The organism is Lelliottia sp. SL45 (assembly GCF_026672535.1).
In the GTDB taxonomy this organism is placed as follows: domain Bacteria; phylum Pseudomonadota; class Gammaproteobacteria; order Enterobacterales; family Enterobacteriaceae; genus Enterobacter; species Enterobacter nimipressuralis.
Window position 1 is genome coordinate 3,240,564 of the sequence record NZ_JAPPRH010000003.1, and the last position, 25,695, is coordinate 3,266,258.

General features: G+C 53.7%; 27 protein-coding genes and 1 tRNA gene. 9 read left to right on the forward strand and 19 right to left on the reverse strand.

All coding sequences use genetic code 11. The annotated features are described in order from the left end of the window. Positions 1-21 precede the first annotated feature (21 nt). From OVA10_RS21690 to OVA10_RS21700, 3 genes are all read left to right on the forward strand, one after another. A complete protein-coding gene (locus OVA10_RS21690) occupies positions 22-204 on the forward strand; it encodes a hypothetical protein (protein WP_268196779.1) in 183 nt (60 codons plus the stop codon). Next, positions 201-587: a VOC family protein gene (locus tag OVA10_RS21695; protein WP_268196780.1), complete on the forward strand. Its 387-nt coding sequence runs from the start codon at positions 201-203 to the stop codon at positions 585-587. The genes OVA10_RS21690 and OVA10_RS21695 overlap by 4 nt, the downstream gene beginning before the upstream one ends. 102 nt (positions 588-689) lie before the next feature. Further along, positions 690-1,508 carry a GNAT family N-acetyltransferase gene (locus OVA10_RS21700; protein ID WP_268196781.1) on the forward strand — a complete coding sequence of 273 codons (819 nt, stop codon included), beginning with the start codon at positions 690-692 and terminating at the stop codon, positions 1,506-1,508. Here OVA10_RS21700 and OVA10_RS21705 read toward each other — a convergent pair. Continuing rightward, positions 1,493-1,915, reverse strand: a complete 423-nt coding sequence (locus OVA10_RS21705) for a FosA family fosfomycin resistance glutathione transferase (protein ID WP_102104508.1) — start codon at positions 1,913-1,915, stop codon at positions 1,493-1,495. The two genes, OVA10_RS21700 and OVA10_RS21705, sit on opposite strands and share 16 nt — an antisense overlap. 204 nt (positions 1,916-2,119) lie before the next feature. Here OVA10_RS21705 and trpS point away from each other — a divergent pair, with 204 nt between their 5' ends. Next, a complete protein-coding gene (trpS, locus tag OVA10_RS21710) occupies positions 2,120-3,124 on the forward strand; it encodes a tryptophan--tRNA ligase (protein ID WP_268196782.1) in 1,005 nt (334 codons plus the stop codon). A gap of 38 nt (positions 3,125-3,162) precedes the next feature. Here the strand turns inward: trpS and OVA10_RS21715 are convergent, their stop codons facing one another. Both OVA10_RS21715 and OVA10_RS21720 read right to left on the reverse strand, forming a co-directional pair. Beyond that, positions 3,163-4,557, reverse strand: coding sequence for an MFS transporter (locus OVA10_RS21715; RefSeq protein ID WP_102104506.1), 1,395 nt, complete (start codon positions 4,555-4,557; stop codon positions 3,163-3,165). A gap of 45 nt (positions 4,558-4,602) precedes the next feature. Then, positions 4,603-5,691, reverse strand: a complete 1,089-nt coding sequence (locus OVA10_RS21720; protein ID WP_268196783.1) for a cellulase family glycosylhydrolase — start codon at positions 5,689-5,691, stop codon at positions 4,603-4,605. A 197-nt stretch (positions 5,692-5,888) separates the two neighbouring features. Here OVA10_RS21720 and OVA10_RS21725 point away from each other — a divergent pair, with 197 nt between their 5' ends. Beyond that, the gene (locus OVA10_RS21725) at positions 5,889-6,896 is read left to right on the forward strand and encodes a LacI family DNA-binding transcriptional regulator (RefSeq protein ID WP_268196784.1); all 1,008 of its coding nucleotides are present in this window, start codon (positions 5,889-5,891) and stop codon (positions 6,894-6,896) included. A gap of 189 nt (positions 6,897-7,085) precedes the next feature. Here OVA10_RS21725 and OVA10_RS21730 read toward each other — a convergent pair whose 3' ends face one another. From OVA10_RS21730 to OVA10_RS21745, 4 genes are all read right to left on the reverse strand, one after another. Then, positions 7,086-7,559: a SymE family type I addiction module toxin gene (locus OVA10_RS21730; RefSeq protein WP_268196785.1), complete on the reverse strand. Its 474-nt coding sequence runs from the start codon at positions 7,557-7,559 to the stop codon at positions 7,086-7,088. 441 nt (positions 7,560-8,000) lie between these two features. Next, positions 8,001-8,486, reverse strand: a complete 486-nt coding sequence (locus tag OVA10_RS21735) for an Hcp family type VI secretion system effector (RefSeq protein WP_268196786.1) — start codon at positions 8,484-8,486, stop codon at positions 8,001-8,003. Position 8,487: 1 nt separating this feature from the next. Further along, the gene (locus OVA10_RS21740; RefSeq protein ID WP_107702341.1) at positions 8,488-9,006 is read right to left on the reverse strand and encodes a hypothetical protein; all 519 of its coding nucleotides are present in this window, start codon (positions 9,004-9,006) and stop codon (positions 8,488-8,490) included. Further along, entirely contained in the window at positions 8,987-9,502 is a 516-nt protein-coding gene (locus OVA10_RS21745) for a DUF2778 domain-containing protein (RefSeq protein ID WP_107702342.1), read from the reverse strand. Before OVA10_RS21745 ends, OVA10_RS21740 begins: the two co-directional genes overlap by 20 nt. Before the next feature lie 282 nt (positions 9,503-9,784). Here OVA10_RS21745 and OVA10_RS21750 point away from each other — a divergent pair. Beyond that, positions 9,785-10,959, forward strand: a protein-coding gene (locus OVA10_RS21750; protein WP_416079273.1) for an IS3 family transposase whose coding sequence is annotated in 2 segments (ribosomal slippage) — positions 9,785-10,043 and positions 10,043-10,959 — 1,176 coding nt in all. Because the reading frame shifts where the segments join, the coding sequence is not laid out codon by codon here. 174 nt (positions 10,960-11,133) lie between these two features. Here the strand turns inward: OVA10_RS21750 and OVA10_RS21755 are convergent. The 7 genes from OVA10_RS21755 to rraB all read right to left on the reverse strand — a co-directional run bounded on the left by OVA10_RS21755 (position 11,134) and on the right by rraB (position 16,059). Then, a complete protein-coding gene (locus tag OVA10_RS21755; RefSeq protein WP_268196788.1) occupies positions 11,134-11,649 on the reverse strand; it encodes a hypothetical protein in 516 nt (171 codons plus the stop codon). Continuing rightward, the gene (locus OVA10_RS21760; protein ID WP_268196789.1) at positions 11,564-12,067 is read right to left on the reverse strand and encodes a hypothetical protein; all 504 of its coding nucleotides are present in this window, start codon (positions 12,065-12,067) and stop codon (positions 11,564-11,566) included. The genes OVA10_RS21755 and OVA10_RS21760 overlap by 86 nt, the downstream gene beginning before the upstream one ends. 231 nt (positions 12,068-12,298) lie before the next feature. Beyond that, complete coding sequence (locus tag OVA10_RS21765) at positions 12,299-13,555, reverse strand: tyrosine-type recombinase/integrase (RefSeq protein WP_268196790.1); 1,257 nt, start codon at positions 13,553-13,555, stop codon at positions 12,299-12,301. 186 nt (positions 13,556-13,741) lie between these two features. Then, positions 13,742-13,826: transfer RNA gene (locus tag OVA10_RS21770), tRNA-Leu, on the reverse strand. A 107-nt stretch (positions 13,827-13,933) separates the two neighbouring features. Then, positions 13,934-14,665 carry a topoisomerase II gene (locus OVA10_RS21775; RefSeq protein ID WP_100777803.1) on the reverse strand — a complete coding sequence of 244 codons (732 nt, stop codon included), beginning with the start codon at positions 14,663-14,665 and terminating at the stop codon, positions 13,934-13,936. A gap of 27 nt (positions 14,666-14,692) precedes the next feature. After that, the gene (gene miaE, locus OVA10_RS21780; protein WP_123429573.1) at positions 14,693-15,451 is read right to left on the reverse strand and encodes a tRNA isopentenyl-2-thiomethyl-A-37 hydroxylase MiaE; all 759 of its coding nucleotides are present in this window, start codon (positions 15,449-15,451) and stop codon (positions 14,693-14,695) included. Between the two features lie 182 nt (positions 15,452-15,633). After that, positions 15,634-16,059 carry a ribonuclease E inhibitor RraB gene (rraB, locus tag OVA10_RS21785; protein WP_100777805.1) on the reverse strand — a complete coding sequence of 142 codons (426 nt, stop codon included), beginning with the start codon at positions 16,057-16,059 and terminating at the stop codon, positions 15,634-15,636. Between the two features lie 99 nt (positions 16,060-16,158). On the opposite strand from rraB, the gene argL reads away from it, so the two are divergent. The 3 genes from argL to OVA10_RS21800 all read left to right on the forward strand — a co-directional run bounded on the left by argL (position 16,159) and on the right by OVA10_RS21800 (position 18,140). After that, positions 16,159-16,254, forward strand: a complete 96-nt coding sequence (gene argL, locus OVA10_RS26195; RefSeq protein ID WP_228483316.1) for a putative translational regulatory protein ArgL — start codon at positions 16,159-16,161, stop codon at positions 16,252-16,254. Beyond that, positions 16,224-17,228: an ornithine carbamoyltransferase gene (argF, locus tag OVA10_RS21795; protein ID WP_181827253.1), complete on the forward strand. Its 1,005-nt coding sequence runs from the start codon at positions 16,224-16,226 to the stop codon at positions 17,226-17,228. Before argL ends, argF begins: the two co-directional genes overlap by 31 nt. Positions 17,229-17,381: 153 nt before the next feature. Continuing rightward, the gene (locus tag OVA10_RS21800) at positions 17,382-18,140 is read left to right on the forward strand and encodes an IclR family transcriptional regulator (RefSeq protein WP_100777807.1); all 759 of its coding nucleotides are present in this window, start codon (positions 17,382-17,384) and stop codon (positions 18,138-18,140) included. A gap of 4 nt (positions 18,141-18,144) precedes the next feature. Here the strand turns inward: OVA10_RS21800 and OVA10_RS21805 are convergent, their stop codons facing one another. The 5 genes from OVA10_RS21805 to OVA10_RS21825 all read right to left on the reverse strand — a co-directional run bounded on the left by OVA10_RS21805 (position 18,145) and on the right by OVA10_RS21825 (position 25,056). Further along, positions 18,145-19,764 (reverse strand): glycoside hydrolase family 43 protein, encoded by a 1,620-nt coding sequence (locus OVA10_RS21805; protein WP_268196791.1) that lies wholly within the window; start codon positions 19,762-19,764, stop codon positions 18,145-18,147. A gap of 12 nt (positions 19,765-19,776) precedes the next feature. Beyond that, the gene (locus OVA10_RS21810; protein WP_100780771.1) at positions 19,777-21,159 is read right to left on the reverse strand and encodes an MFS transporter; all 1,383 of its coding nucleotides are present in this window, start codon (positions 21,157-21,159) and stop codon (positions 19,777-19,779) included. A gap of 354 nt (positions 21,160-21,513) precedes the next feature. Then, positions 21,514-23,481: a YjhG/YagF family D-xylonate dehydratase gene (locus tag OVA10_RS21815; RefSeq protein ID WP_268196792.1), complete on the reverse strand. Its 1,968-nt coding sequence runs from the start codon at positions 23,479-23,481 to the stop codon at positions 21,514-21,516. 14 nt (positions 23,482-23,495) lie between these two features. After that, on the reverse strand, positions 23,496-24,404 hold the full coding sequence (locus tag OVA10_RS21820) for a dihydrodipicolinate synthase family protein (protein ID WP_268196793.1): 909 nt from the start codon (positions 24,402-24,404) through the stop codon (positions 23,496-23,498). 199 nt (positions 24,405-24,603) lie between these two features. Continuing rightward, positions 24,604-25,056 (reverse strand): YhcH/YjgK/YiaL family protein, encoded by a 453-nt coding sequence (locus tag OVA10_RS21825; RefSeq protein ID WP_268196794.1) that lies wholly within the window; start codon positions 25,054-25,056, stop codon positions 24,604-24,606. Positions 25,057-25,695 lie beyond the last annotated feature (639 nt).

Consider the following 25,695-nt stretch of genomic DNA (forward strand, 5'->3'; position numbering starts at 1 on the left):
CAATGCAGCCTGGAAGGGAGCATGATGATAAAACGCAGCAAGCCGTCTCACCCGCTTGTGGCTACTCAGCCTTACGACGGATTCTGGTTCCAGCCCGTCAGCCACACTGAGCGATCGCAGCAAAAAGTGCAGCGGGAAGAGTTGCCCGCCCGGTTTCAGGAACATCACCCAACAACGCGCAGCAAACAACGAGGCTTAATATGAAAATTGCACATGTCGCCCTCTGGACCCGCAACCTGTCCGCGCAGGTTCAGTTCTGGGAAACGGTTTTCGGGGGTCGCAGCAACGAGATTTACATCAGCAAAAACCGCCCCGGCTTTGCATCGCACTTTATTACGCTCACCGACGGCCCGACGATTGAGCTGATGACGGTCCCGGAGCTGGCCGACGCCCCCGCTTACCCGGAATTTGTCGGCTGGGCGCATATCGCCCTCAACGTCGGCAGCAAAGCGAACGTGGATCGTATGGCGGATCAGGCGCGGCAGAACAGTACCCTGCTCAGCGCACCGCGCATGACAGGCGATGGATTTTACGAAGCGGTGATCGCCGATCCCGACGGGAACAGAATTGAACTGGTGGGGGAGTAATTTCTGCGTTTGCCGGTGAAGTGAAAACCCGGAACGTTCAGAAATACAGGAGAGGGTTCATCCGCTACACTGATGTCCTCTCCCTTACCGAGGATCGCCCTCATGGAACTGACCGCAGTCAGCGCCCTTCACTTCAGCGTGACGGAACTTACTCGCATTCTGGAGCGCTGCTTTCAGGACTATTTCGTCCCGTTTTCGCTCACGCCCGAGGCTATTGCCCTGCGTTTTGCCGCAGAGGGGATGAGCATGGAAGACTCCTGCGTCTGGCTGCAGAACGGTGAGCCGGTGGCAATCGCCATTATCGCCCGACGCGACGCTCTCGCCCGTCTCGCGGCGTTTGCTATCGTTCCGCCACTTCGTGGGAAAGGGCTAGCCCGCACGATGCTCGCACCGCTGTTCGCCACGTTGAAAACCAAAGACGTAGCGCGTTTTTATCTGGAAGTGATCGCCGAGAACCACGCCGGGATTGCGCTGTATCGATCGCTGGGTTTCCGCGATTCACAGGCGCTGTACGGCTTTAAAGCCATCACGACGAAGAACCCGCCGGGCGCAGAACTGCACACTACCACGCTGGATGCGCTCTACCGTGCGCTCTTTTCTGCGCCACGGGAGACCACGCCCTGGCAGCTCGATCCGCTGGCGCTGCGCTCGTTACCCTGCAAGGTGTTAAACACCGGAGGTGCATGGGCGGCCATCACGACTCACGGCCCTGCGCCACAGCTGCGCTATCTGTTTGTGGAACCGGCATCGCGGCGTAAGGGAGAGGCGCTGCGCCTGTTGCAAACACTGATCGAGCAGTATCCAGCAATCAGCACCCCGGTCGCAGTGCCGGAGCGTTTTGCGCGGCTATTTTTGGCGGCAGGCTACGCGCAGATGGACATTTCGCAGCGTGAGATGGTTTGCGATCACGCCGGTGAATAAAACTGCATCCCGGCATAGGGCTTTTCCCGACACGCCGCCAGTCGCGCGGCGAGATCGCCCACATGCAGTTCCAGCTTATGCCCGTCTGGATCGAGAAAATAGAACGACGCCCCTTCGCTTTTATTGCTTTTCCAGACGGTGACGCCCGCCTGCTCAAGCCTATGTGAAAACGAGTCAAAATCTGCCGGTGCGACGCTGAACGCATAGTGGGTGTAGTCGCTTTCGTTGGGCGGAACATAGTCGCGGGTCTCGTCAAACGACAGGCACAGCCAAAGATCGCCACAGGTAAGATACGCGCCGGTGTCCCACTGCGCATGCAGTGATAAACCCAGCAGATCGCGCCAGAACGCCACGCTGGTTTGCAGATTGCTGACGGCCAGCGTGAGGTGGTTGAGTGATTGCAGCATACGATCCCCTGTTGTGTTTCGCTCAGAACATGATACGGTAATTCGATGAACAGAAAACACCTCCCCGCTTTACATCACACCCTGTGGTGGCTGCCTTCTTAACGGCGGCCCGGAAGTGTTTTCCCTCTTTTCAGATAGCCGCCGAAAGGCGGCTATTGCATTTCAGAGACGTCTTTCGGCTTTTAAAACCTTAAGGAGTCTTTCATGAACCCTAAAACGACTATTCTCACCGGCGACCGTCCGACTGGCCCTTTGCATCTCGGCCACTATGTCGGATCGCTACGCCAGCGTGTTGCGTTGCAGCATGACTATCAACAGTTTGTGCTGGTCGCAGACCTGCAGGGCCTGACGGATAACGGCAGTAACCCGCAAAAAATACGCGACAACATCCCCGAAGTGCTGGCCGATTATCTTGCCGCAGGTATCGACCCCGATGTCACCACCCTCTGCCTGCAATCCGCCCTTCCGGCGCTTGCCGAGCTGACGATGCTGTATATGAACATCGTCACCGTGGCGCGCGTGGAGCGTAATCCGACGGTGAAAAATGAGATCGCGCAGAAAGGGTTTGCCCGCTCGCTGCCCGCCGGTTTCCTGGTGTACCCCATCAGCCAGGCGGCGGACATTACCGCGTTTAAAGCCGAAGTGGTGCCGGTCGGCGATGACCAGTTGCCGATGATCGAACAAACCAACGAAATCGTACACAAGATGAATAGCCTGCTGCCCGCCCCGGTGCTGCGCCACTGCAAAGCGATGCTGAGTGACACCAGCCGTCTGCCGGGCGTCGACGGTAACGCCAAAATGTCGAAATCCCTTGGCAACACGCTGCACCTTTCGGCCAGCGAAGAGACCATTCACCGCGCCGTCAGCGCCATGTATACGGACCCTCACCATTTGAAAGTGAGCGATCCGGGCCAGATCGAGGGTAACGTGGTGTTCACCTGGCTGGATGCGTTCCATGCGGATAAAGCCAAAGTCGCGGCGATGAAAGCCCACTATCAGCAAGGCGGGCTGGGCGATCGGACCTGTAAAAACGAGCTGGAAGCGTGCCTGCAGGAGCTGATCGCGCCGATGCGCGAGCGGAGGGCGACCTACATCCAGGACAAAAGCCAGCTGATGGAGATACTGAAAAAAGGCAGCGAACGCGCCCATGAGGTCACGCAGGCGACCTTAAAAGAGGTGAAACGGGGGCTGGGCGTACCGGTGTTCTGAAAGTGCATTGACGCCTGACGAGCAGGCGTCAATGTCGGTTAGTTGACTGATACCGGGCGATCAAGACGCTCGTCTCCCTGATTTTCCTGCGTCGTCGCATGACGCCGCTCCGCCAGCAGACGACAAATCTCAGCGTGTTTCTCTTCGGTAAAGGTGAAGCGCGACATGCAACCCAGACGGATCAGCGAGCCAATGGCCGGAAGCAGGCAGATGCCGAAGAATAACCCGGTCAGCACGCCGTCGCTCTGGGTTTGCGCCTGCGGCACGTAGCCGATCATCGTCAGGAACACGCCGATTAAGCCCCCACCCACGGCTACCGACATTTTGCCGGTAAAGGTCTGCCCGGAGAAGGTGATAGCCGCGCAGCGTTTATGGGTGTGGTACTCGGCGTATTCGATGGTGTCGGCGATCATCGACGAGGTGAGGATATTGCTCATCATCACGAACAACGTGCTCAGGCCGAGCAGCAAGAACAGCAGCGCCGTGTGCTGATAGCCCGCGAACCACATTACCGCGCGCACGGCGATATCCAGCCCACAGAGAATCATAAACAGTTTTCGTTTCTGCATTTTGCGCGTCAGCATCGGCGCAATCAAACACACCACCGCCGCCACGATCCCCATCACGCCAATCGCCATCTGCAGGCTGCCGTCGCCCAGATTGTAGATAAAGAAGTAGATGTAAATCCCGTTGGCGACGTTATGGAATACGCAGAAAAAGAACGACAGCAGGATGATAAACAGCGGCTTGTTCTGGCGCAGATTGTGGAAGGTGTCTCGCATCGTCACCTTCTCGGTGCTCGGCGGCACGCGCTCTTTAATCTGCATAAACCCGTTCAGCATCAGCGGCAGGCCGAACAGCATCATCACCAGCGCCGCCATAAAATAGCCTTTGTCGTTGCTGTACTGAGCGAAAAACGCCGCCAGTTTCGGGAAGAAGATATTCGCGCAGGCAATACCGGCGTTAACCCCGAGCATGGCCGCCGTCACTGCGCGGGTGCGCTGGCCGGAGTCATTAGTCATCACCGATGACATGGACCAGAACGGGATATCGGAGATGGCGTACAGCGTCCCCCACAGAATGTACGTCACCCCGGCGTAGAGGATTTTGGTGGTCATGTCCGCTTCGATTTTATAGAACGACAGCAGCGTGACGCCGGTAATCAGCAGCGGAGCGATAAGTAAAAAATGCCTGAACTTACCGAAACGACTGTTAATGGTGTCCATAAAACTGGCAAACAGCGGATCGTGAACCGCATCCCAGACGCGGGCAATCAGGAAGATCGAGCTTGCCGCCAGCGCCGAGATCCCCAGCACGTCGGTGTAAAAATAGTTAATAAATGAACCCACTAAACCAAAACTAAAACACTGACCTAAACCATAGCCAAAATAGGACCACAACTCGCGAGACGGTATTTTCATTGTCGTTGCCATAGTGCGTACCTTGTTGTCCGGCGGCGTACCGCCGGATCGTTATTGTTATGCCTGCGGCTGCGGGGCGATTTGTCGGAGCTTGCGCATCAGGGCGATTTCACTGCGCGAGAAGGGGATACCGTTCTCTTCAAAGACGTCGTGGAACCACAGACGGCAGTAGTCGGTGGAGCCGGTCATGATCACCGGCCACGGCAGCCAGGTCTGGGTTTTGCCGCGCACCAGGCCCCACTGATAGGGCGCGACCTTCGCGGTGTACATCAGCGGAAGCTGCTCTTCGATGGTGCTGCCGACGTGACGCGCCAGCCATTCGGTGCAAAACAGCGGGCGGCCAAGCTCGTGTAATTGCTGAATAATCGCCGTCATACGTCCGGTATTGGTGTAGGCGTGATAACTCACCACGTCCGACAGGCCCAGCGCGGTTTGATCGAGCGGATGCTGGAAGAACGTCTCCCCTGCCTCCTCCGGCGGCACGCGCCATGCGCAGACCGTCAGGGGTTGCTCAGGATCTTCTTCCCGCGCCCACTGAAACGCCAGTTTCATTAATTCATGCGCGTAGGTTTCCAGTTTTTCGTCATAGAGCACTTCCACGGTGCCCGTTGCAAAAATCCCGCGGTTGCCCGGTTCGTTATAGAGATCCCAGAGCAGAACGCGCTTATCATCGCGGAAATGGCGGATAACGTCGCGGATATAGCGCTCAATTTGCGGCCAGCAGTCGCGATCACACACTTTATCGCGCCCTGGGCTTGCCGCCGCCTGGCTGTTGTGTTTGCCCGGCACCGGTGGCTTTTGCGGGCCGAGATACGGCTCGTCGCCCGAGAACCCGCAGTCGTCCATCAGCGTCAGCATAGTGCTGAACCCGTGGCGGTCAGCCAGCGTCAGAAAGTGCTCAATGCGCGCCAGTAGCCCGTCGCGATCGTGCTCCCAGACGATAAACGGCAGATTTATGCGCAGGGTGTTGTAGCCCGCCTCCGCCGCCCAGCCCAGCTCGCGGTCGATGGTTTCGGCATCGAACGTCTCCTGCTGCCAGATATCGGTCCAGTTCACCGCCGTCGATGGCAGATAGTTAAATCCGCACAGCCACCCTTTTTGCTGATACCACGCCTGCGCCTGTTCCTTGCTCCACTGCTGTTTCATCGTCGCCTCACTTGCTGATAATATTTAGCTAATAAATATTAGTTGCGTTATAAATGAGCAAACAGGCGCATTCAGAAAAGCGACAGCAATCACAAAGTTCAGGCTTGAGCGCGTAAGAAACGTGATCGACCGCGCTTTCGCCTGACCGATGACAAAGCCGTGAGGTATGATGCTGTTTCTGAAGGGGGAGCGGACGGATGAAGCGGAAAAACAAAATCACAATGAACGATATTGCGCGGGCGGCGGGGGTGTCGCAGGCGACGGTATCGCTGGTGCTTAACCAGTCCCGCAACATCAAACTCAGCGACGAAACGCGCCAGCGGGTGATCGGCGTAGCCACAGAGCTGGGCTACGATCGCCTGCCCGCCATTCACACGCCGCGCAACCAGGAAGAGGTGGCGCTGCTGGTCAGCTCCCTGCAAAGTTACGATCCCTTTATCGACGCCATCAGCCAGGCGCGGGATGCGGCCTGGCGCAACGAGACGCTGCTGACCGTGTACGATTACGGCGACGACGTGGAGCTGGCCCTGAACATCATTCGCCAGCTGGAGAAGCGCAACTGCGTGGGGATTATCCTCGCCTCCCCCGTCACCACGCTGGTGGACATGACCGATTTCCAGGACTGTACGCAGCTCCCGTTGGTGCTGCTGAATCAGCGCGATCCCGGCTCACCGCTGCTGCCATCGTTCATTCCCGACGACTACGCCAACGCCTTCCAGGTGACGCGTCATCTGATTGCCCAGGGGGCAACACGCATAGCGCACATCACCGGCGAGAGCTGGATGGAAGCCACCCGCCAGCGTCAAGCGGGTTACCAGGCTGCCCTCGAACAGGCCGGGCTGGCGTACGACGAGAGCCTGGTTCGTCCGACCAACTGGCAGTTCAGTGAGTCCTACACGGCCACCGAGTCCCTGCTGCAACTCCCTACCCGCCCGGATGCGATCTTCTGCGCCAGCGACTGGCTGGCGATCGGCTGCTATCAGGCGCTGGCCGTGAACAACGTACAGATCCCGCAGGACATGCTGCTGGCGGGCTACGACGATCAGAAAATTTCCGAACAGCTCACCCCGCCGCTGACCAGTATTCAACTGCCGTACAGCGAGCTGGGACGACTGGCGGTGGAGTATTTGTGCAATCAGGAAGATGTAGCGACGCATGTGACACTGGCGGGCAGGCTGAAGGTGCGCGCCTCAAGCCTCGTCTGAGGTAAACACCATGCCCGCATAGGATTTCTCACAGAACGCCACAAGTGATGTTAATCGTAAAGCCACTTGCTGGTTAACGCGGTGAAAGAGAAGGTAAAGCACGATTGATTTTTACTTAAAACGGACATGGGATGACATGCCCGTATAGTTTTATTGCTTAGAGGATTACCTGAGGTGGAAAGTCAGACATTATTTCAACATCGCCTGCCCAACTCCTCGCTTCCCAACCGGTATATCGCCAGTATCATTCAACGCCCCCGGAAATGCCCTCAACCACTGCGCGACTTTCTGTTTATTGATAATCACCACACTCATACCTTCCAGGCATCCCCATAATTCTCTTGTATGCTGCGGCGTAATCACGATGCAGTCTTTCATGGCGCGGATTTTTACGGGCATACCGTTGATAAAGCCTGCGCGGGTTAACCAGTCGCCGCCCAGCAGAAGATATTTCATGTCTATGCGCGCATAAAGTTCGCAACAGGCGGCACTGTCCTGCGGCGTTTCCGCGCGGGGATGGACGGGCGCCGCGTTGGGCGGGTTGCCGTGAAGACTGCGGGCGCTGTTTTTGCGTACCAGCTCGCGGTTTTCAATCATGCCGGTGAAAGCGTCTGATTCTGTTTTGCAAACAGTAAACTCTGGCTTAAAATTCGTCGCAGCCATTTTCAACTCCGTATTAGTTGGTTGTGGTTAGCGGTATGGGGGTGTTGCAGCACCTTCATATCGCGAATTCCTCGTTAAATATTCTTTGAGATTCCTTTGCCGTTCGGCGTAATTTCTGGTGACCATTATACAGGGCTGAATATAAATACAGCGGTTTTAGGTGGGGTAAATTTGAAATTTGCGAGGGGGATTCAGGAAAAGGGTTGGGTCAGGGAAATTACGCAGCGAGGACTATCAGAATATAAGTTGAGCGCCCGCATGGACCTAAGAGCAACCATTCGCCGATCTGCGGGCTGGCAATGAGTCGTTTTATTATCAAGTTCGGTGAACGACTGAGCGATAACTTTTAATACGATGGCAGTTACACAGAATTACGGACAGGCTTCTTTGAGAGGATAAGCGTTAATAAAGAGGAGGCACTCAATGCCTCCTTTCTATTTGTTACGCTCTTACGTTCCAATCGTCCGTATACTGGACATTACCATCAACATAACGCCAGGTGATTTTGTCATACATCATGGAAACAGATTCCATGTGGTTGATCTGCGAGTTTCCTGCCATTTTAGCGTTTGGCATCCCTGGGTTAATGCCCGTCACTTTCACGCCCTCAATGGTCATGACGAAGTAGCACTCTTCTTGTCCTGCATGGTTAATGCGATACCAGCGAATTTCCGCACTTTTCAACGTTTGACCGGTGGCAACGGCTTTGTATAGATACGGGCTGGAGCTATCAAACTCCTTTTCAATCATCATCGGAGAATGTGAACGCTTGCCAGTAATCTTCCCGTTGGCACTGTCTACTGGAATGTTCAGACCATGACTAAAGCCAACAATCTCTATACTCCCCTCACGATCCTGAACGTCTACAGCTCCTTTAATGTCTGCGCCGCCATCGTCCTTAAGCCACATGTAAGCCGGAATAGGCATTTTACAAACTCCTTTTAGTTGTGATTTTCTTCGTGATGAACCAGTAGCAAACAATCGTTAAGAGCAACTGAAAGCCCACAATCGCCGCCATTGTGAAATTTGAATACGTTTGATCTGGGAATAAAGTCTGATAAGGCAGCAAGCGAAACAACGCCCAAAACAGGAAGGTAAACCCGAAGATTTTAGCTAACCGTCGCAATGTGGAACTGATCCACTCTCTGGGGATGCCTGCTGGACTAACTTTGTGTGTCGCGCCACTGTACGCCGTGGTAATAGCGCTCATGACAGGTACGCTGATTAATATATTGATTAAGACGCTAAAATAGTCGTCTAACGATTCCCAAACTTCTAAATCAGGTTCACCCAAAATGAAGCGGGTAAACTTGTCGGCGCTCTGGAAATCGAAAAGCCCCGTAATAGAATTAACTAATCCATCATACGGAACCATTTCAGCGACGATCAGCATAACAACAGCGAACAGCACTATCTTGATGAATAAACTAAGGGCATGTTTTGCCATTGGAGATCACCTCAATCGTCCCGTATGCCTGTAGCTTCCTCATGCAAGGAACATCTATTCTTTGGCTTCTCAGCAGAGCATTACGCAACATGGCAAAATCAGAATCATGTGGGAGAGTGATACAACCTTCTGAGAGTACGCCTGGATGCAAACGGAAATTGCCACGCTTAACGTTCTCAATCCATGCGTAATCGTCGATCTCCCAATCATCACGCCATAATGCGAACCATTCAGAATGTTTGAATGTTGCACCATTGGCGAAGTGATTATAAATGTCTCTTCCCCCTGCGTTTAGCTGTGACTTGAGTCCACCTTGAGGGCGGTCAACAATCCAGTATTTACCCGCTGGTACTGGCCCCTCTTTGGGGATCATTCCACATGCCCCACGATTACGGTAAGCACCATTACCAGAGAAAGCTAAAAACGTGCCTATACCAGGAAACGATAACGGTGAGTAGTACGCATCATTAATTACGAACTTTCCATGTAGAGCCATAGATAACCCTTTTATCTATAATGAGTTATTGGCTTATCGTAATCCTACGCAATCGGACGTAAGAAGGTTTTCTTCCGAGAGACCTCTGATTTTCAGACAATAGCCCGTTGGTGGTAAGACAACGTGTAAGGCCGTTAGGCGGTAACATCAGAGGTATGTCAGGAAGCTAGGTTTATCAAGTTAACCATGTACCCTCAGGGGCGAGACCTGTAGTGGCACACTGAATTTGGCCACCTGAATAGAGGTGATATCATCGCCTCATAGTCAAAAACAGGTGACATTATGACCGGACGTAACAGACGTAATTTTAGCCCCGAGTTTCGCCTCGAAGCTGCTCAGCTTGTACTCGATCAGCACTACACGGTTGCAGCCGCTGCTACGGCAATGAATGTCGGTAAATCCACGATGGATAAGTGGGTCCGACAGTTAAAAGAGGAACGAGCGGGAAAATCCCCCACAGCTTCACCAATGACGCCTGAGCAGATTGAAATACGCGAGCTGAAGAAAAGACTTCAACGAGTTGAAATGGAAAGGGATATATTAAAAAAGGCTACCGCGCTCTTGATGTCAGACTCCCTGAACAGTTCTCATTAGTTGAGAAGCTCAGGGCGCGGTTTCCCGTTGCCGTTGTGTGCAATGTGTTTGGGGTTCATCGCAGTAGCTATAAATACTGGCGGCGACCAAAGAAGCCTGATGCCACGCGCGTGTCATTACTCAGTCTTGTTCGTGAAAGCTATCGCGAAAGTAATGGTTCCGCAGGTGCACGTAATATTGCCGTGATGGTCACAACCAAAGGCGTAAAACTGAGTCGCTGGCGGGCAACAAAGCTGATGAAAGAACTTAATCTCATCAGCTGTCAGCAGCCTGGCCATCGATATAAGAAGGCGTCTAAAGAGCACGTAGAGATCCCCAATTATCTTGAACGCCAGTTTGCAGTAACAGAGCCTAATCAGGTCTGGTGTGGCGATGTGACTTATATCTGGACGGGTAAACGTTGGGCTTATTTAGCCGTTGTGCTTGATCTGTTTTCCCGTAAACCGGTTGGCTGGGCGATGTCATTTTCCCCGGACTCTGCACTGACAACGAAAGCGCTATCCATGGCCTGGGAAGCACGAGGAAAACCCGCTAATTTGCTGTATCACTCGGATCAAGGTAGCCACTATACCAGCAGAGATTTCAGACAGTTACTGTGGAGATATCAGATAAAACAAAGCCTGAGTCGCCGGGGAAATTGCTGGGATAACAGCCCAATGGAACGGTTCTTCAGAAGCCTGAAAACGGAATGGGTGCCGGATAATGGATACGCTAATTTTAGCGAAGCCAGCGCAGCAATAACAAACTACATCATGGGATATTACAGCCAGCTCAGACCTCATCAATATAACGGTGGTTTGACGCCGAATGAATCAGAACGATTGTTCTGGAAAGACTCTAAAGCCGTGGCCAATTTTTGTTGACCACTACAGATCTACATTGAAGTGGTTTACTGAATTTCCATACTTTTATTATATTCACTACTCCATCGATTTGCGGACAGAGTTTTTAAATATCACTAATTCTAAATAGCTCACTGTTCATTAATCTATATTTTTAATCTACTCTACTATTTTATTAAGAAGCATTAGAGTAGATTATCTATTCCAGAGCGCTTTGTGTATTTTTCCTGTCTGGTGATAATCGGAAACCAGATCGATAAACTCTTTAAAATCCTTGTTTTCTACCACCAGACGGTTTACGGATTGCCAATCAATACTTGTTCGCTCTCGTGCAGGAATCAGCGTTTGGCTATTACCGGGATCTTGCGGATTAAGAAGGATCACGCCAATACCATGCAATGCACACAACATCTGCAGCTCTCTTTCTACACCACGCTGCTTATCTTCATTTATTTCGGTCGCGACAAGATAACCAAAATGGGCCCAGCTTGAATTGCTCACTGCCTGGAAGAAACATTCTCGAACATTGCTACGGTTAAGCTGACGTTTTACCTCAAAAGACCACAGACGGGTTAAACGCCCTTCGCTATACCGTACGCAGTTTTGCACAACGCTATCCCAACCTTTATCGAGAGGCTGCAAAGCAACAATATCCGGATAAAGCCAATGGTTTGCCCCCAAGACCTTTGTTGTTGCTTGAACGCTTTTCATCGATACGACGGCAAAGCAATTCTTCTTCTTCAGCAAGGTACTCAATCAAAAGCGGGTAAAGAGCATGCTCAGAAAAAGCTACCGTCTCAGCAGACGGAGTCGGAGCAATATCAAAAGATGACTCTTGTTGCACGCCATTATCGATTTCCTTACCCCAGTAATAAAGTCTGGGCCGAGGTTTGTCACGCGTCATAACCTGAGGACACATCGCTTTTGCTTGAACGGTTCTGCTCCCACCGACTTCAGCAGCTATTTGACTCAAGAAATCTTCATCACTGGCGAATCGAGGATTTTGACGCTTTACAGTAAGCTCTGCGCCATAGTGATCAATGATTTTTTGGGCAAGCTGACGGGCTGTAAATTGCTCATCAGGATTAGCCTGAAGAACATTAATAATCATCTGTGGGCGACTAGTCATGGCTCCTGCCTTTAATGTAACAGTAAGAACGCTTCTATCTGAATGAATGGCTAAATCTCAGATGCTGCTTTTCTGGTGAAACAGTGTAAAACTACCTATCACTTGAACCAAGCTTACAATATGAGTTTTTGGCATTGAACAACAGATTTCATTACAAAAACGAACACCGCATCAGAAGCCATGTTAAAGAAAAAAAAAGGTATGTCAGACACATACCTTAAATATATCTAATCATTCCATGCTTAATTTGGCAAAATCAAACGGACTCACCGCCTTCTCCCTATTCACATCCAGAAAATCAGCCCACCACTGCAGCATCAGTCTGCGCTCATCCAGATGCTCAGCTTTATGAATGTAAGCAGCACGTACTGAGTTACGTTCCATATGGCTCATTTGCCGTTCCACGGCATCCCTCGACCACAATCCAGACTCAATCAATGAACTACAGGCCATTGTTCTGACACCATGTCCACAAACCTCTACCTTCGTGTCATAACCCATAACGCGCAGCGCCTTGTTTACCGTATTTTCACTCATCGGTTTGCGATGGTCGTGATCGCCAATGAAAACAAAATCGCGATCGCCACTAAGTTTGTGTACCTGTTTAAGGATTGCTAACGCTTGATGAGAAAGCGGTACCAGATGAGGCGTACGCATTTTTGAACCGCGCTGGGAATGCTTTACTCCTTCAATAGCTTCGCGCTCTGCAGGTATTGTCCACATTGATGTTTCAAAATCGATCTCAGACCAACGAGCAAAGCGCAGTTCACTTGAACGAATGAATACCAAGAGCGTTAGCTCAACAGCAAGACGAGTCAAAGGCCTACCGGTATAACTGTCAATGCGCTGAAGGAGTTCAGGAGTACGTCTCAACTCTAACGCAGGCCTATGCTGCCGGTTACTTGAAGCAACAGCACCGGCCATCTCCTGTGCCGGATTATAATCAAGCAAACCACTCTGTACGGCATAACGCATAATTGCCGTAGTTCGCTGTTGCAGCCGTGACGCAACCTCAAGACGTCCAGACATCTCTACGGCTTTTATCGGGGCTAACAAATCCCGTGTTTTAAGCTCGGCTATATTACGTTTGCCAATGGCTGGAAAGAGATTGTCCTCCAGGCTTTTCAGCACTCGTCGGCTATGTTCTTCCGTCCACTTTTTATTCGTGGCGTGCCACTCAATAGCAAGTTGTTCGAAAGTACGTGCTTCTTCCTGCTCAACCTTATCATTTTTCTTTTTATCTCCCGGATCGATGCTGTTTGCCAAAAGCTTACGAGCTTCATCACGGCGGGCTCTAGCATCTGCAAGAGAAACTTCAGGATATACACCTAAAGCCAGCATCTTTTGCTTGCCGTCATAACGGTACTGCAGACGCCAGTATCTTGAACCATTTGGGTGGACGAGAAGATGCATACCGTTGCCATCGGTCAGCTTGTATTGCTTATCCATTGGCTTGGCTGTTCTGACTTTGATATCTGTTAGAGCCATGCTTATCCCCTCCCTGTTGGTACAAGCATTATCGAACCGGAAATACCATCATCTGTACCAACATCTGTTGGTAGATGTACGTTGAAGTCGGTTGACCTTGAGAGAGTTAATATAGCGGGAATGATGTGTAAATACTGGATTTCAGGCACAAAAAAAGACGTCCGTTGACGTCTATTGATGTTCCGATGGTGCCGAAGGCCGGACTCGAACCGGCACGTATTTCTACGGTTGATTTTGAATCAACTGCGTCTACCGATTTCGCCACTTCGGCACTGAAGGGGTATGCGGAAACGTTGTGGATTATACCTGTCGCGCGCCGCCATGCAAGCGACGACGCGCTAAACCCGCGCTAAGTGCCCAAAAAAACAGCGCCCATCGTCACTCTAGCTCCGAAACCGCCAGCCGAATCACGCCGGCGGCATGGCTTTCAGGCAGTTGCAGCACTTTGGCCCACATCTCCTGCACCATATCGCACGACAACTTCTCTTTGCCCGTCGCCTTGTCCGGCATCTGCAGTAGCTGAATATCCTCGCCGTACTTCGCGGCCAGCTCTTTCATGATCGGGCGCACGTCGGCGACGGCGGTGTCGCGCTCCTGCGCCGTCACGGTGTGGCGGTTTTTGCCGTAGGCGGCGCGCATCATGTCGGCGTCGGCCTGCATGCGGCGCTGCATCATCGGCTTATCCAGCACCCGCATCGGGTTGATGCCGCCCTTTACGTCCGGGTAGAGAAAACGGAAACAGGCGTCGTCGCTCACCTTCTGAATGGCGGCGGTCTGTTCCATATTCGCCTTCATGTAATCCACCACGTTCGCGTCCGGCGCGGTCTGCAGGCGCGACATCTGCAGGTGCAGGATCTGCGGCTGAATCACGTCGATGATCTGTTGCTCGGAATCACCCTCTTTTTGCATCGCGAGGATCTGTTCACGGATGCGCTGCTGGAATGCGGGTTCTTGCTCCTTCAGCACCTGCCAGGCAGGCATACTGTTGAGCGTGGTGTCGAGTTGCTGTTCGGGGTTTTGTTGCAGGCGTTGTTTATCGTAATAGACCCAGCACGCCACGGCAGCGGCCAGTACGGCAACAATCACAATCGGTTTCCAGGCTCTCTTCATCGTCTCGCATCCTTTTGATCTGTCGGATTACACCGGCACGCCGCTATGAAAACGAAACTCACTGTCCGGTGTCGAGATAAGTGTGGCTTCAATTTCACCAAAAAGCTGTACGCGGGAAGAGATATCGTTGTCGCTTACCTGTTGAGCAAGTGTCAGATAGTCCTGGTAATGGCGTGCTTCCGAGCGCAGCAGCGACAGATAGAACTTCTGCAGGTCGTCGTCGAGGAATGGCGCCAGCGCGGCGAAACGCTCGCAGGAGCGCGCTTCGATGTACGCACCGCAAATCAGCTTGTCGATCAGCGTCAGCGGTTCGTGAGTGCGCACTTCCTTCAGCATCCCTTTGGCGTAGCGGCTGGCGGTGATTTTGACGTACGGAATATTGCGCGCCAGCATCGCCTCGCGCACCTGCCAGAAGTGGTGCAGCTCTTCTTTTATCAGCAGCACCATACTGTCGATCAGCGCCTGACCCCACGGGTCGTCAGTTTTGGGCATCACGCTTTTACCAATCTGCTTATGCAGGGCGATAAAATCCGGTTCCGGCCCTTCGCGGAAGGTGAAGGCTTCGTAGGGTTTGAGCCAGTCGAGCAGCGCGTCGGCCCCACTTTTGTCGGCGACATATTTACGCACCAGCAGGAGCGCCGTCTGTGCGGCTTTGAGTTCGCACACCATGTGATCGGTGAGCAGGAGCGGCAGATTTGCCGGATCGCGGGCTTTATCAATCCATGCTTGCGGGGTCGGGCAGTGGAGGAAATTAAGAACGGGGGTGAGTATCTGCGGGTAGTCCATGATGAAACCTTACAAAGCGGCAACAGCTGCGGCAGCCGAAGCTGCCGCAATACACTTTACCATTCACGCTGCCTCTTCGTTGGCTGCCCTCGTTCCCCCAGGTCACTTACCTGTGTAAGCTCGCTGGGACTCACTCGGTTACCGCCTCGACGCAGCGTGAATGATGTTGTGTATTTTATTAATTAGTGGCGCACGCCGTCGTCATCTTCGTCGACGAAATCTTCATCGTCTTCGTCATCGCCGTCTTCGCCGTTTGGATCTTCGTAGTAGGTTCCCCAGCCGTCGTATTCCACTTCAAACTTCTCGGCCAGATCCATCAACTGCTCAACCTGCGCATCGATCAGCTCTGCTTTCAGCGCCCCTTCGCTCAGGATGTCGCAGCAGATGACGGTTTCGCCCTCTTCCACTTCCAGCTCTTCCGGCTCGGTCACTTCGTAACCCATTTTGAACGCTTCTACCGCCAGTTTCTCCAGCGATTCAAAGTCATCTGCAGAGAAATGGTGCTCGATGGTGTACAGCGCGTCCGGATCGCTGCCGTCTTCCAGCAGCTCTTCAATGATCAGGCGCGTCTCTTCGCGTTGCTCTTCCAGCAGTTCTGGGTTTGCCATGGCTCGTTCCTCTTTAAGTTCGGCAGATACTTCTATTTTCACACACGGACGTGTTTGCCTCCACCTAATGTAAGAAAGAATTGTTAAACAGGGTTGCAAATGAATATTCATACATATAAAGTGAATTTTAATTCAATAAGTGGCCTTTGCCATGTGAGGATAACATGTCTGAACTGTATAAAAAGCACTTCCTGAAATTGCTCGATTTTACGCCTGCACAGCTCAACTCTTTGCTGACGCTCGCGGCAAAGCTTAAAGCGGATAAAAAAAATAACACTGAAGTTCAGTCGCTTACTGGCAAAAACATCGCGCTCATCTTCGAAAAAGACTCAACCCGTACACGATGCTCTTTCGAAGTTGCCGCATTTGACCAGGGCGCGCGCGTCACTTATCTCGGCCCGAGCGGCAGCCAGATTGGGCATAAAGAGTCAATTAAGGATACGGCCCGCGTACTCGGGCGGATGTACGACGGAATTCAGTATCGCGGCCACGGCCAGGAGGTGGTCGAAACCCTGGCGGAATATGCTGGTGTGCCGGTATGGAACGGACTGACCAACGAGTTCCATCCTACCCAACTGCTGGCGGATTTGCTTACCATGCAGGAGCACCTGCCGGGCAAAGCGTTTAACCAGATGACGCTGGTGTATGCGGGCGATGCGCGCAATAACATGGGCAACTCAATGCTGGAAGCGGCGGCGCTGGTCGGGCTGGATCTGCGTCTGGTCGCGCCTAAAGCCTGCTGGCCGGAGGAGAGCCTGGTGGCGGAGTGCAGCGCGCTGGCGGTGCAGAATGGCGGAAAAATCACCCTGACGGAAGATGTGATCGCCGGAGTGAAAGGTGCAGACTTCATCTATACCGACGTCTGGGTGTCGATGGGCGAGCCAAAAGAGAAGTGGGCGGAGCGTATCGCGCTGCTGCGTAACTATCAGGTGAATTGCGAAATGATGGCCCTGACGGGCAATCCGAACGTCAAGTTCCTGCACTGTCTGCCGGCGTTCCATGACGATCAAACGACCCTCGGCAAGCAGATGGCGAAAGAGTTCGATCTGCACGGCGGAATGGAAGTGACCGATAAAGTGTTTGAGTCGGCGGCGAGCATCGTCTTTGACCAGGCGGAAAACCGGATGCATACCATTAAAGCCGTCATGGTAGCGACACTTGCGGAGTAAGCCTTCACTCTCGCTTTCTCCACACGGCAGAAAGAATCAACAGCAAAAACGGCGACCTGGGGTTGCCGTTTTGCTTTTACCGCCATTCGATTGATTTTTCAGCGAAAAAAAGGTACTTTTTCACCTGAACTCCAGCGTGGACGGTCCTTAATTATGCCTATTATTCAGTCTGTTGAACGTGCCTTGCAGATCCTCGACCTGTTTAATGAACAGGCGACGGAGCTGAAGATCACTGACATCAGTAAACAGATGGGTTTGAGCAAAAGCACGCTTCACTCGCTGCTCAAAACGCTCCAGCTGCATGGCTATATCGATCAGAATCCGGAAAATGGCAAATATCGCCTCGGCATGAAACTGGTGGAGCGCGGCCATTTTGTGGTGAGCTCGATGGATATTCGCCAGAAGGCGAAAGGCTGGCTGACGGATCTGTCGCAGCGCACCGGGCAGACCACCCATCTGGGCATTCTCGACGGGCGCGAAGGCGTCTATATTGAGAAGATCGAAGGCAAGCTGGCAGCCATTGCCTATTCACGCATTGGCCGTCGTCTTCCTGTCCATGCGACTGCTATCGGGAAAGTGTTGATCGCCTGGCTCAACGATACCGACCTCAACGCCCTGCTCGACGGCTATCAGTACACCTCTTTCACCCCGGCGACGATAACCTCGCGCGAGGCGTTGCTGGCAGCGCTGGCGCAAACCCGCGCCCAGGGTTACGCCCTTGATAGCGAAGAGAACGAACAGGGTGTGCGCTGCGTTTCGGTGCCGGTGTGGAATCATGAATCCCGCGTGATTGCGGCACTGAGTCTTTCGACCTTAACCTCGCGGGTCGATGATGACGCGTTCGCCCGCTTCCGGGGAATGCTGGAAGAGGCCGGGCTGCAGCTCTCAAAAGCGCTGGGCTACCCGGCCTGAAGCGTCACGCGGTGGCAGGCGTATAGCTGAAGTAATCAAAATCGGCATAACAGCCATCGCCGCTGATGTCTTCACAGTGCAGTCCGACAAACGCCCCCGTAAAGAACCCACGGCCGCCGATGTAATCATCCGACAGTTTCCACGCGTCATAGGTGACGGGCACGGTCTGCCACTGCTCGCCGTCAAACGAATAGCTGTAGCGATAAACTAAATGCTCGACGTCAACGCGCAGCCACACGCCCTGCGCGTCGTCCGGTACGGGGATCGGCTGCTCGTGCAGCGGCCACGACGGCACGTTCTGATCGAGCTGAATCACCTTGAGCGTCCTGCCCTTCCCTTCCTCGTAGTCGACAAAGCAGTAGCTCCAGTTTTTGCTGTTGTAGTAGCAGGTTAACCCGGCACTTTGCTGGAAATGGCGCGGGGCAAACTCCATGCGCGTCTCGGCGCGAAACGCGAAATGCTGCCAGCGCCGCGCCACGGTGGACTGGGTAAAGGTCGAGTTGAGGGAGTCGTTGCCATACAGCCGCAGGAATCCCCGACGTGCCGTCAGCGATCCGAGAGAATCGTCGAACGGAATGCGCAGGGTTTGCAGTTCCGGGTTAAGCGTTGATGTATCAAAATCATCGCGCCAGTTCGCCGTCGACACGCTTTGACTCTCCGCCATCTGCGGCCCCGGTACGTGGACCTGCGCGTGTTTCCCGCCCTCGACATAAGGCCAGCCGTCACGCCAGGTGATGCGTGCGATCCCGGTTTCACGTCCTAACGAACAGTACCCGCGTCCGCCAGAGGCCAGCAGCGGCACGCCCGGCAAACGCTGCGGTCGGCTGGTCAGATACGCCATATACCACTCGCCGGTGTGCGTCTCCAGCAGCGATCCGTGCCCGCTCTTTTGCAGCGGATTTTCCGGCAGATGCCAGCTGGTCATCATCGTCACTTCGGGGTGCAGCTCGTAAGGGCCATCGATGTTTTTGGATCGCAGCACGACCACGGCATGTTCGTAGCTGGTGCCCCCCTCCGCGACCATCAGATAGTACCAGCCCTCCTTGCGATAGAGATGCGCCCCTTCCGTGTAGCACAACGGCGTGCCGGTAAACAGCGTTTTGCGCTCCGGTGAAAGCCGCTGCGTCTGGGGGAAATACTCCTGCATCACGATGGTGTTATGCGGATTGCTGTGGTGGCGAGGCCCCCAGGGTCGGTAAATGTAATATTTGCGGCCATCGTTATCGTGGAACAGCGACGGATCAAAGCCACCGTTGCCCATCGGAATCGGCTCGCTCCACGGCCCTTCGATGGACGGCGCGGTGACGAGGAAATTTTTGCCATTTTTCCACGGGGAATCGACGATTTTCACGTCCGTGTACAGCAGCCAGAACTGCCCATCGGCGTAGCTCAGACACGGCGCCCAGATGCCGCCAGAATCAGGATTGCCTTTCATATCCAACATCGACACACGATCCAGCGGCGTGCTCACCAGCGACCAGTTTTTCAAATCGCGTGAGTGATAAATCCGCACGCCGGGGAACCACTCAAAGGTCGAGGTGGCAATGTAATAATCCTCACCCTGCCGGCACAGGGACGGGTCCGGGTTGAATCCGCTCAGAATCGGGTTAGTGATAGTGTACATAGCGTCTCCTTCTTAATGGGATGCCGCCGTCGCCGCAGCGGGAAGATCCTCGCCCTGCGCCGCACGGTGTTTAAGCAGTTGCTGGCTGATGGCCTCGACGCGGTCATCGCTGAGTTTGTAGAGCGAGAGCATGATGAACATGCCGACGTAGAGCACCACCGGAACCACGCAGAACAGGATTTTGATGGTGGTCAGCACTTCGATGGGCTGCACGCTGCTGCTGGCGGAGTAATTGACATAGGCGAGGATCCAGCCGACCACCGCGCCGCCAATCGCCAGGCCGATTTTCAGGCTGAACAGATAGGTAGAAAACACCAGCCCGTCCAGACGGCGGCCGCTGCGACTCTCTTCATAATCGACAACGTCGGAGGCCATCAGCCATTGCAGCGGCGTGGTGGTGTTAAAGACAAACAGGAACAGGATATTGAGGGCGAAAATCAGGCCGATATACGCCACCGGCGTGATGAAAATCAGCAGGCTGATCAGGGAGTACGCCACGATAATCCACTTGAACGATTTCACGCGGTCGAAGCGGCCTAACAGCCGGGATGAACAGAGCGAGCCAAACATGGTGGCGATGCTGCCGTAGAGTAAGAACTGCGTGGCCATCTCCGGATGATCCATCACGTATTTTACGAAATAGAGCGTGGCCCCACCGCGCACCACGTTCGAGCAGGTCGCCATCATTTTGAACGCGCACATAATCCGCCACTGGCTGTTGCCCCACAGCAGCTTCAAATCTTTTGATACCGACGAACCCGGCTGCACCTCAAAGGTATAACGCTCTTTGGTGGTGAAGAAGCATACGTAAAGCAGCACCACACCGCTCAGGCCGAGCACGCACATCGCGCCAAAGTAGCCCAACTGTTCGTTGCCTTTACCGATGATCCCCACCAGCGGCAGCGCAATCCCACTGATCGCCAGCGATCCCGCGGCGGCGAGGAAAAAACGCCACGACTGGAGCGCATGACGCTCTTTCGGATCGGCGGTAATCACCCCGGGCATGGCGCAATAAGGGACGTTCACGAAGGTGTAGACCAGCGTCAGCAGAATGTAGGTCACGCAGGCGTAGATGATTTTACCGTTGGCGGAAAAGTCCGGTGTGTAGAAGGTCAGCATGCAGACGACGCCAAACGGGATCGCGCCCCAGAGCAGGAACGGGCGGAACTGGCCGTGGCGCGTGCGGGTGCGATCCACCAGCAGCCCCATCAGCGGATCGGTGACGGCGTCGAGTATGCGCGACACTAAAAACAGCGTCCCCATAATGCCCGCCGATAAACCAAACACATCCGTATAAAAATAGGCCAGCAAAAACATGGTGGCCTGCCAGACAAAACCACAGGCGGTATCACCCAGCCCGTAGCCAATTTTATCTTTCATGGTTAATTGCATTATTACCCCCAACGCAGAAAGTGAAAAAGTGCAAACGTCAGGGACCTGTTCCAGGCAAAAGCAATACCTGGTGCATCGTCAGGAATACACCCTTTTGTCGTGTGCTGATCGGACTATTTCGTGTTAATTGAGTGTAAGTAAATGATCGATTAACCAGCAATGGTCATATCTTATTTATGAATTATGATATTTTGCTTTTGTGATAATCGTCGTTATATAACCACAAATTAAAAAATAGTTTTAGCTTTTATTTTTAATACGTTATGAAAACATTCATTTATTAAGCACTACTATATTACAGGCGTAATAAAACCGCCCGCAAATAATCATCACAGGCAGTTAAATTTATTTTACGCTTTATATTCCGAGCGCTTTTTTACCGGCGTTAATCACCTCGATAATTTTATCGGTATCATAAATACAGCCTTTCCAGGTTCCGCCGCTCACCGACTGCAACGCCGCCCAGAGCCGCGTATCGTCCGGCAAGAAATCGTGGGAATGTAACTCCGGGTGCGGCGCCCGACGCGCCAGCTCCGCAGCGCCCTCTTCCGGCGTGAGCGGATACTGCGCCGTGCCGATGAAATTCACCCGACCAGTTAACGAAAGCCTGTCCACCTCGATCTCGATGATGTCGTTATCGCGCAGCTTGCCAATCGGCCCACCGGCCAGCGCTTCGGGGGCCACGTGGCCAAAACAGGCGCCGGTCGATACGCCGGAGAAACGGGCGTCGGTGATCAGGGATACGGTCTTGCCCCAGGAGACGTGTTTTAGCGCCGAGGTCAGCTGGTAAGTCTCTTCCATTCCGGTACCGGACGGGCCTCCGCCGATAACAACCATGATATCGCCGCGCACGATCTCCCCGCTTTTGATGGCTTTGATTGCCCTCGCTTCGGAGACAAATACCCGCGCCCGGCCAGTATGACGATACACACCGTCCTCACCCACCACCGACGGATCGATCGCCGTGGCTTTTATCACCGATCCTTCCGGCGCGATATTCCCCACCGGGAACGCCACGGTAGAGGTCAGCCCACGGGCTTTGGCCCGTTCCGGCGGCAGAATCACATCATCAGGATCAACACCGTCCTGCTCGCGCAAACACTGACGGAAACGTTCGCGACGCGCGGAGGCTTGCCACCAGTCAAGGTTTTCCCCGACCGTCTGGCCCGTCACCGTCATGGCATCCAGATGCAGCAGGCCAAGATCGCGCAGATGGAGCATCACTTCCGGCACGCCGCCCGCGAGGAACGCGCGCACGGTCGGGTGATAATCCGGCCCGTTCGGCAGCACGCTCACCAGGCGCGGCACGCTGCGGTTGATGCGCGTCCAGTGGTCAACATCCGGGATCGTGCAACCCGCCGCATGGGCGATCGCAGGAATATGCAGCAGCAGATTGGTCGATCCCCCAAACGCGGCGTGGATCACCATCGCGTTTTCAATGGCTTTGTCCGTCAGGATATCGCGCGTGGTGATCCCGCGATCGTCGAGCTGCGCCACAGCGCGGGCCGACTGTCGCGAAATTTCCAGCCACACATCCTGCCCGGATGGAGCCAGCGCTGAGTGTGGTAGCGCCAGCCCGAGCGCTTCGGCCACTACCTGTGATGTTCCGGCGGTGCCTAAAAACTGGCAGCCACCGCCCGGTGAAGCACAGGCGCGGCAGCCCAGTTCAGCGGCTTCCTGTAATGAGAGTTCATGGTTAGCGTAGCGCGCGCCGATGGTCTGCACCTTTCCGGCATCTTCGCCGAACGTTGGCGGCAACGTCGCGCCACCCGGCACCAGAATGGTCGGCAGATGGTGCATGGAGGCGAGTGCAATCATGGTCGCGGGCAGGCCTTTGTCACAGGTGGCGACGCCAATCACCGCCCTGCGCGTGGGAAGCGAACGAATAAGACGACGGAAAACGATGGCGGCGTCATTGCGGTACGGCAGAGAATCAAACATCCCGTGCGTCCCTTGCGAGCGCCCGTCGCAGGGATCGCTGACAAAGGCCGCAAACGGAATTCCCCCGTTGCGAGTGATCTCTTTTGCCGCCGCCTGCATTTGCAGGCCGATTTCCCAGTGGCCGGTGTGATACCCAAGCGCCACCGGGCGGCCATCTCCTGCGCGAATCCCGCCCTGAGTGCCAATAATCAGCACCTCTTTACCCGTGAGTTTATTGGCGTCCCAGCCCATGCCCGCGTTCTGCGTCATACCAAACAGGTTGCCACTCGGCGACTCCATCAGCATTTGCGGCGTCAGCGGCAGCGCGCCCTGCGGCCCGGCCGCATGGGTGATAACGGAATAAAATGCATCATCCTGCGGGGTAAATATCGTCTCTATCGCCATCTTATCCTTCCGGTTCAGCAGAGTTTCAGCTGTTGCAACAGCGATTTCAGCTGCGCCTTGCGTGACTCATCCAGCGGGCTGGCTGGCGGCAGCACATAGGTCGAAACCGGCCGCCCGCACAGAGAAATCGCCTCTTTGATCACATTCACAAACGGCGTATCGAGCTGATACATCTGCGGGATTTGCAGCATCGTCTGGTGATACTGCGCGGCCTGGGCCAGATCGCCGTCGCGGAACGCCTGCAGCAGTTTGACTGAGACCTGCGGCGCAAAGTTGCCGCTGGCCGAGATGGCCCCGTCGCCGCCCAGCAGCAGCGTATTGAACAGGTGATCGTCATACCCGCAGAGCACAGTGAAGTGCGGATGCGCCCCTTTCACGGTCTGGATCATGCTGCGCAAATGGGCCACAGAGTCGATGGTGTCTTTGATACCGACAATATTGGCACACGTATCGGCCAGCGTTTTCACCAGCGCGGGCGTTAAGTCCTGGCCGGTCAGCGCCGGGAAGTTATAGAGGATCACCGGGAGCGTCACGCTTTCCGCCACCTGCTGGTAATAGCGGATCAGATTCTGCTCGGACACTTTCCAGTAATAAGGGTTAATCACCACAATGCCATCGGCACCCACACGCTGGGCATGCTGGCTGAGTTCAATGGTTTCCCGGGCATTCGTTCCACCGGTGCCAATCAGCACCGGCACCCGGCGATTAACATGCTCAATCGCAAATTCGGCAATCGCTTTACGCTCGTCGGCGTTGAGCTGAGAAAACTCGCCCCCGCTGCCTAAAAAGAACAGTCCGTCGACGCCCGCATGAATCATGTCGTCGATGAGCGCGGCGGTGCCGGATTTATCGAGCTGGCCTTCGGCGGTGAAAAGGGTGGAGACAGGAGGAATAATCCCCGAGAACTGCACGGTCTGCTGCATGTGATCTCCCTGTTGAAACAATTTGTTCTACATTATAGAACAGCGTTCATTTATTTAACTCTCATACTAAGCCGCGACGCGCAAAGAGGTAAACCGGGAAAAATCAGTAAGGGGCGATTTTTTAGACTGGATCACGAAATGATGAAACGAGGGATAAAAGTTGTAGCCCGGTGAGCGAGGCGCCACCGGGCGAGGGAAATTAAGCCACCAGCATCTTCACGACGACTTTACGCACCTGCGCCGGGCTGCCCACCGCACACAGCGGTTTATGCACTTCGCCCGGGTAAAACACCACAAAATCCCCTTCGCTTAACACCACGGTTTTTTCCTGATCGCCTTCCGGCAGGAACGCGATGTCTTTATCCGCCAGCCAGTCGGTGTCCGGCGTGCCGTGGGGCAGCGTGCTGAACGTCATCCCTTCCTGGCCTTTCATGATGATTTGAATGTCCAGATAGCGGGCATGGTACTCCGCGCGGCGCTCGGCGAACGGCTGCGTCATGTCTTCTGAGACCAGATAAAACAGGTTGTTACCGTCGATATCGTGCTTGCCGAGCGAGGTGGTGTCGGTGACGTGCGCTTTGACGTGTTCGATAGCCTGGCGCAGCTCTTCCGGCAGCCAGGACTGGAGATGATGAATGTTGCCAACGATCATGAGTAAACCCTCAATATAAAACAATGTTTCATTTTCAACTTTTATACGAGAATTCTCTCTGCCATACCACCCCTTTTTATGCCCTCTTTGCGCCAGCGCATGTTTATCGGGAAATGTGTTATCCACCTGTTAAACCCTGCCAGGCAACTATGCACCGATTATGCATAACCACGGTCAGAGGCTTTGCATAGATTCTTATAAGCCACTGATTTCGCGGTGCTAAGTAAAAAACGCCTTGTCGGGTCACAGTTTATCAATCTGTTTAATTTCAAATAATCTGGATAGTTATTTATTAATTTAGCTTTGGACCAAAATAGTTAACGGAGATGAGTGCATATTCATTCTAAGTGAAATTTTTTATCCTTTTAAATCATGCCGTTAGTTATTTATGTCTGATTATTTCATTATACATAACAATAACAATCTCAAATAACCCCAGCCAATTATGCTTAATGATTCATTCCCGAATATAACCTAATTAAGCATAATCTGACGCGAATCATGCAATAGAAAACAAAGCCGACAATATCCGATCTCACGTGAGCCACATCACAAAATACAATTCTTAACTGCCTACTATGGGCCTTGAAATCAATTGAGCTTAAAGGGCTATGAATTAATAACGATTCATAGCACAGC

What these genes read in the sequence shown, in the direction of transcription:
- OVA10_RS21730 (WP_268196785.1), bottom strand. Translation starts at nt 7,559, where the DNA reads ATGGCTGCGACGAATTTTAAGCCAGAGTTTACTGTTTGCAAAACAGAA.
- OVA10_RS21775 (WP_100777803.1), bottom strand. Translation starts at nt 14,665, where the DNA reads ATGAAGAGAGCCTGGAAACCGATTGTGATTGTTGCCGTACTGGCCGCT.
- OVA10_RS21735 (WP_268196786.1), bottom strand. Translation starts at nt 8,486, where the DNA reads ATGCCTATTCCGGCTTACATGTGGCTTAAGGACGATGGCGGCGCAGAC.
- OVA10_RS21760 (WP_268196789.1), bottom strand. Translation starts at nt 12,067, where the DNA reads ATGACTAGTCGCCCACAGATGATTATTAATGTTCTTCAGGCTAATCCT.
- OVA10_RS21765 (WP_268196790.1), bottom strand. Translation starts at nt 13,555, where the DNA reads ATGGCTCTAACAGATATCAAAGTCAGAACAGCCAAGCCAATGGATAAG.
- OVA10_RS21725 (WP_268196784.1), top strand. Translation starts at nt 5,889, where the DNA reads ATGAAGCGGAAAAACAAAATCACAATGAACGATATTGCGCGGGCGGCG.
- OVA10_RS21800 (WP_100777807.1), top strand. Translation starts at nt 17,382, where the DNA reads ATGCCTATTATTCAGTCTGTTGAACGTGCCTTGCAGATCCTCGACCTG.
- OVA10_RS21700 (WP_268196781.1), top strand. Translation starts at nt 690, where the DNA reads ATGGAACTGACCGCAGTCAGCGCCCTTCACTTCAGCGTGACGGAACTT.
- OVA10_RS21755 (WP_268196788.1), bottom strand. Translation starts at nt 11,649, where the DNA reads ATGAAAAGCGTTCAAGCAACAACAAAGGTCTTGGGGGCAAACCATTGG.
- OVA10_RS21740 (WP_107702341.1), bottom strand. Translation starts at nt 9,006, where the DNA reads ATGGCAAAACATGCCCTTAGTTTATTCATCAAGATAGTGCTGTTCGCT.
- OVA10_RS21825 (WP_268196794.1), bottom strand. Translation starts at nt 25,056, where the DNA reads ATGATCGTTGGCAACATTCATCATCTCCAGTCCTGGCTGCCGGAAGAG.
- OVA10_RS21805 (WP_268196791.1), bottom strand. Translation starts at nt 19,764, where the DNA reads ATGTACACTATCACTAACCCGATTCTGAGCGGATTCAACCCGGACCCG.
- OVA10_RS21720 (WP_268196783.1), bottom strand. Translation starts at nt 5,691, where the DNA reads ATGAAACAGCAGTGGAGCAAGGAACAGGCGCAGGCGTGGTATCAGCAA.
- trpS (WP_268196782.1), top strand. Translation starts at nt 2,120, where the DNA reads ATGAACCCTAAAACGACTATTCTCACCGGCGACCGTCCGACTGGCCCT.
- argF (WP_181827253.1), top strand. Translation starts at nt 16,224, where the DNA reads ATGTCTGAACTGTATAAAAAGCACTTCCTGAAATTGCTCGATTTTACG.
- OVA10_RS21705 (WP_102104508.1), bottom strand. Translation starts at nt 1,915, where the DNA reads ATGCTGCAATCACTCAACCACCTCACGCTGGCCGTCAGCAATCTGCAA.
- miaE (WP_123429573.1), bottom strand. Translation starts at nt 15,451, where the DNA reads ATGGACTACCCGCAGATACTCACCCCCGTTCTTAATTTCCTCCACTGC.
- OVA10_RS21715 (WP_102104506.1), bottom strand. Translation starts at nt 4,557, where the DNA reads ATGGCAACGACAATGAAAATACCGTCTCGCGAGTTGTGGTCCTATTTT.
- rraB (WP_100777805.1), bottom strand. Translation starts at nt 16,059, where the DNA reads ATGGCAAACCCAGAACTGCTGGAAGAGCAACGCGAAGAGACGCGCCTG.
- OVA10_RS21815 (WP_268196792.1), bottom strand. Translation starts at nt 23,481, where the DNA reads ATGGCGATAGAGACGATATTTACCCCGCAGGATGATGCATTTTATTCC.
- OVA10_RS21820 (WP_268196793.1), bottom strand. Translation starts at nt 24,404, where the DNA reads ATGCAGCAGACCGTGCAGTTCTCGGGGATTATTCCTCCTGTCTCCACC.
- argL (WP_228483316.1), top strand. Translation starts at nt 16,159, where the DNA reads ATGAATATTCATACATATAAAGTGAATTTTAATTCAATAAGTGGCCTT.
- OVA10_RS21690 (WP_268196779.1), top strand. Translation starts at nt 22, where the DNA reads ATGATGATAAAACGCAGCAAGCCGTCTCACCCGCTTGTGGCTACTCAG.
- OVA10_RS21695 (WP_268196780.1), top strand. Translation starts at nt 201, where the DNA reads ATGAAAATTGCACATGTCGCCCTCTGGACCCGCAACCTGTCCGCGCAG.
- OVA10_RS21745 (WP_107702342.1), bottom strand. Translation starts at nt 9,502, where the DNA reads ATGGCTCTACATGGAAAGTTCGTAATTAATGATGCGTACTACTCACCG.